The sequence below is a fragment of the Paenibacillus gallinarum genome (assembly GCF_014836635.1).
GTDB classification, from domain to species: domain Bacteria; phylum Bacillota; class Bacilli; order Paenibacillales; family Paenibacillaceae; genus Paenibacillus; species Paenibacillus gallinarum.
Window position 1 is genome coordinate 1 of record NZ_JACSQL010000034.1, and the last position, 4,793, is coordinate 4,793.

4 protein-coding genes and 1 tRNA gene are annotated in these 4,793 nt (G+C 39.3%); 4 read left to right on the top strand and 1 reads right to left on the bottom strand.

The window, feature by feature from the left end; translation table 11 throughout:
- Positions 1 to 3: 3 nt before the first annotated feature.
- The 4 genes from H9647_RS25395 to H9647_RS25410 all read left to right on the top strand — a co-directional run bounded on the left by H9647_RS25395 (position 4) and on the right by H9647_RS25410 (position 4,413).
- Positions 4 to 74 (top strand) — tRNA-Gly (locus H9647_RS25395).
- Between the two features lie 1,131 nt (positions 75 to 1,205).
- Complete coding sequence (locus tag H9647_RS25400) at positions 1,206 to 2,138, top strand: ABC transporter ATP-binding protein (RefSeq protein WP_191805255.1); 933 nt, start codon at positions 1,206 to 1,208, stop codon at positions 2,136 to 2,138.
- A 20-nt stretch (positions 2,139 to 2,158) separates the two neighbouring features.
- Complete coding sequence (locus H9647_RS25405; protein WP_191805257.1) at positions 2,159 to 3,292, top strand: ABC transporter permease; 1,134 nt, start codon at positions 2,159 to 2,161, stop codon at positions 3,290 to 3,292.
- Positions 3,289 to 4,413, top strand: coding sequence for an ABC transporter permease (locus H9647_RS25410; RefSeq protein WP_191805259.1), 1,125 nt, complete (start codon positions 3,289 to 3,291; stop codon positions 4,411 to 4,413). The genes H9647_RS25405 and H9647_RS25410 overlap by 4 nt, the downstream gene beginning before the upstream one ends.
- Before the next feature lie 121 nt (positions 4,414 to 4,534).
- On the opposite strand, the gene H9647_RS25415 is transcribed toward H9647_RS25410, so the two are convergent.
- On the bottom strand, positions 4,535 to 4,793 hold a 259-nt coding region (locus tag H9647_RS25415; protein ID WP_191805261.1), incomplete at its 5' end, for an IS3 family transposase.

Consider the following 4,793-nt stretch of genomic DNA (forward strand, 5'->3'; position numbering starts at 1 on the left):
TACGCGGGTGTAGTTCAATGGTAGAACTTCAGCCTTCCAAGCTGATAGCGTGGGTTCGATTCCCATCACCCGCTTCATTAGTAAACCTCTTCGCCAAAGCGAAGGGGTTTTTATTTTTTTTGCTTTTACAAGAGAGTAAGTATTGAACTATTTGGGTTGTTCTTTTTCAGGCTAGATACCAATACACACCTAAAAGAGAGGAAGCTGAAATAGTTGATTCCTTTGAAGAGGTGACTGTTATTGAAGTTCCAAATGAGCATAGACCTGTATTTAAGGATTAATCCTTGTATACAACGACAAGATAGAAAAAGTATAAAAAGAACCCCAAGCCTCTGAACGGATCTAATAGGCTTGGGGTTCTTTTTATACTTTTGTATGAAAAACACACTATATGAATGTTTCGTAATAGTAAACTACAACCGTACTTAACCACTTCGCACATATCCACCAAATTCACATCCCTATAAAGAAAAAAATTACCTTCTACTCTAAAATAGGACAGTTGTAAAGGAAAATCACCTTAAATCTTTAGGTTTATAATATAAGAAATATATTCTGATATACTACAATAAATTTAGCAAGAATAGAGCAGTACATTTTATGCTCCAGCGTGTGGAGGCAACATAACAATTTGAGGGCATAAATAGAAGGCTGCTTTCTTAACAAAATGCATGTGGTCAGTATCAGTAAACAAGGGCATGCATGATTTAAGATGAACGTCAGCTTTCTAACTATAGAGTTAATTTACACTTCAGAGACTATGATTACTAAAGTGAATGTAAAAATGATTAGGGCGACAGAATAAATAGTTTACTTGAAAAGTTTTTGTATATAACAAATATCTAATGTCGCTATATTCTTGTTAAATAATGGTTTAAAATAATGTGGAACGAAGTAACCTTATCTCCGTATTACCATACGGGGATAAGGTTGTTTATGTTGATTCACATCGAGTTCTATCTTCTGTACATTCTTGTGTTATAATGCTACAGCATGAACATAATCAAAAATGGCTCTAAGGATAGTTACATAATGCTAAGAAGATATCGAATTTCTTCAATCTCTTATTACAGATTAAAGAAATTCATATGAAAATTGTAAATGCGCGAGTGTCCCCATCTATTACTAGTGGGGTACTCGCGCATGTTCTTTATCGCTTCAGATATCATCAATCACGTACTGAAATGTTTGAGGAGGAAATTAAGATGATCATAGAAGTAACGGGTCTTGTAAAAAGGTACAAAGATTACACAGCTGTAGACGGTGTTGATCTGAGTATTCATGAAGGTGAAATATTTGGACTGCTGGGACCCAACGGTGCAGGCAAATCAACAACGATGAACACGTTGCTGGGCTTATTAAAAATAAACAATGGCACAGTGAAAATGTTTGGTAAGGATTTTTCCAAGCATGCAAGAGAAATCAAACGATCTGTCGGGTATGTACCGCAGGACTTGGCTTTTTTTGAAACCTTAAGCGCCATTGATAATGTAACGTATTGGGGTAAGTTGTATGGACTTCGGGGCAAAGAGCTGCATACATCCGTCCAGGAAGCACTTGAGTTTACTGGATTATGGGATAGAAGAAAAGGTATTGCTAAGACTTTTTCGGGTGGTATGAAGAGACGTCTAAACATCGCTTGTGCGATTGTACATAAGCCGCGTATTCTTTTTATGGATGAACCAACGGTCGGAGTAGATCCCCAATCACGTAACAATATACTGGAATCAATTAAAATTATGAACCAAAATGGGATGACCATCATCTATACAACACATTACATGGAAGAGATCGAGGCCATCTGCGAACGAGTCGCCATTATGGATTTTGGAAAAGTGATCGCACTCGGAAGTATAGATGAGCTGATTGATTCCATTTCAACGGGAAATCGCTTAAGTCTGGAGCTTGCATCGAATACGGACGCAGCTGTTTCAGTGATTAAAGAGTCGGAAGGCGTCACCGCCTGCAACAACATAAACGGAGTACTCGACATTCACTTGGAAAAAGATGAACGGTTTCTTACGGGGATAATGGAAAATCTGATTCGGAAAGAATTTAAAATTAAGTCCATGACACTGGAAAAACCGAATTTGGAGACGGTATTCTTACAGTTGACTGGTAAAAAACTGAGAGACTAATCCGGGACGGTGATGAAACGATGAATATACTCACTCAAATTTTTTATTCGGCAAAGCGGATCTTGATTGACCCTAAACCGATTTTCATTAGATTGCTCAGTTTTTTGTTAATTATTTTAATATTAGGTACTGCGTTTAAAGACCAATTTAATGTCACCTCTCTGGATAAAGTAAGGGTCATTTATAGCAATGAAGATTCTGGTCAACTTGGCGAAGTGTTCATTAGCTCTATGATCGGTGCGGAAGATATTAGCTCACTGGCAGAGTTCGATCAAGTACTTTCTCTTGATGAGGGACAAGAGATCCTAAATAATGAAGAGGCAGATGCGTTTATCTATATTCCTGAAGGATTTTCAAACCAAGGGGAAGCGGATGGATCAAGCAAAACAGTTGAAGTATACCTGGCCAAATCTTCCGGTGTAGATACAACGGTTGTGCGGAATGTCGTGGATAGTCTGATTAATGGGTTGAATACCGCAGGCGTAGTCGCCACCATGTCGGGCAATACGCAAATCGACCAAGTGAATTCGGATACCAGCTTGAAAGAAGAGCCTCTAACCGATTCCAAATCGGCGACAGCCATGGGATATTACGCTATTGCAATGCTACTAATGTTTCTGATGCGTGGTCAGGAATATGGTGCTGCAGGAATGGGAGAGGACTATTTGGGTACATTGGGTGATCGGCTCAAGCTTTCACCGATTAAACCTCTTGAGCAGTATCTAGGCAAAACGATAGGTCTTTCCTTAGTTACCTTCTTACAGGGCATGGTGATGATCCTGTTTACCAAATATGTATATGATGTGGATTGGGGAAATAACTTTAGTGTCATCGTTTTGATCGTGTTTGTGTTCTCTTTATTAACCACGACACTCGGTGGCCTATTGACCATTATCCTAAAGGATTCCGTAAAAGCCGACACCCTTGCCAATATTGTGACTCTTGGATCAACCTTTCTTATTGGCGGGTTTATTATTATTGATTTTGGAGCTATCGCAGCAATTTCCCCAAGCTATTATGCAAAATCAGCGATATTCAATGTTGTATATAACGACGAGCTAGGTTCTGCTTTTGTAAATATTGGACAGATGCTGGCTATCACGTTGTTATTTGCGGTGATCAGCATTGTGGTTTCAAGGAGGAAGAGAGCATGACGATCTTATTCAACAGCATAAAACGGATATTTCGAAAACCAATAAACATCTTATTTATGCTTGTGATTCCGATCCTGCTAAATATGTTTTTGATTTCGACTGTAACCAAAGATGTGAAATATAATGTAGGCATACTGGACCAGGATTCATCCCCATTCATAGTGGATCTTATATCGGATATGCAGGAGAAATACAATGTAACATTACTAACCCCTAGTGATGATGTGAAAGGCTTGATTGTAAACAAAAAACTAGACAGTGCTTTTACTTTTCCAGCCGGATTTACTGCAGAGATACTCGAAGGAAAAGATGTTTCTGCTCTGAGCTATGCCCTTGAGGCTTCTAATGTGGCGAGACCCGTTCAAGTATACGTATCGAGTTATATATCTTCAGCGAAACAAATTGCGGCAGCTGCAAACGGGAATGAAGATGCATTCTATATGGGGATGGAAGCTTATAAAAAGAATGCATTTACTGCTGAATATAAGAGCTTTTCTACTGGTATTTCTGAAAAAGACGTAAACACGGCAGTTACGTCCCTGGGTTATATCGCGTTTGGTATGTTGTTCTTGATTACCTTCTCCACAAGCTTGATTCTGGAGGATAAGCTAACCGGAGTCTATGATCGGATCACGGCAACACCGCTGACACGCTCCCGTTATTTTTCACAACATATGATAGCAAGCTTTCTAGTTGCAGCGATTCAGGTCGTCGTGTTAATCAGTTTGTTACCCAAATTAGTCGATATATCCTATGGATCAACGCTGACTCAACAACTGGAAGTCATCACAGCTTGTCTTGCGTTTGCTCTTGCTTGCGTAGCCATTGGCGTTGCAATCAGCAGATTTTCAAAAAACGCACTAATGACGAGTTCGCTAACAGCTTTGGTCAATATCCCGATGCTGATGCTTGGTGGATGTTTTTGGCCTAGAGAAATCATGCCAGACTTTATGCAGCGAATTGGCGATTTTGTGCCGACAACTTGGTTTTTACAAGCAGGGGAAACTGTGTTGTACGGTAAAGGTTTAAACGGTGCCATTTTTGAATTGTCATATTTAATTGGCTTCTCTGCTTTGTTATTGATCGTGTCGTTTACAATTAAATCTGAAAAGGTGAGATAAATACTCTAACCTCATAACGTGAGACAAATCAAAACGCCTTCAAGTAATGCTCCCATGTTTAATGATGTGGGGGTAGCTTTGGTCATAACCCTGTCAAGTAGACACAACAAAAAAGACATCTTTACGCAGCAACCGTTTCCCGGTATTCCATCGGGGAACGGTTGTTTAATTTTTTCTGGAATCGATCCTGGTTATAAAACAAAATATACTCGCTCACTAGTTGTTCCACCTCCGCCTTGCTTGTTGCTTCATTCAAATAAATTTTCTCGGTCTTTAAATGAGAAAAGAAAGATTCTATGCAGGCATTGTCTAGGCAGTTCCCACGTCTTGAATGGCTTCCCAACATGCCGAGTTGCTTCAGTTTGCGGTTAAATGGTTTT

Coding starts and splice junctions, on each gene's coding strand:
- H9647_RS25400 (WP_191805255.1), top strand. CDS start 1,206: ATGATCATAGAAGTAACGGGTCTTGTAAAAAGGTACAAAGATTACACA.
- H9647_RS25405 (WP_191805257.1), top strand. CDS start 2,159: ATGAATATACTCACTCAAATTTTTTATTCGGCAAAGCGGATCTTGATT.
- H9647_RS25410 (WP_191805259.1), top strand. CDS start 3,289: ATGACGATCTTATTCAACAGCATAAAACGGATATTTCGAAAACCAATA.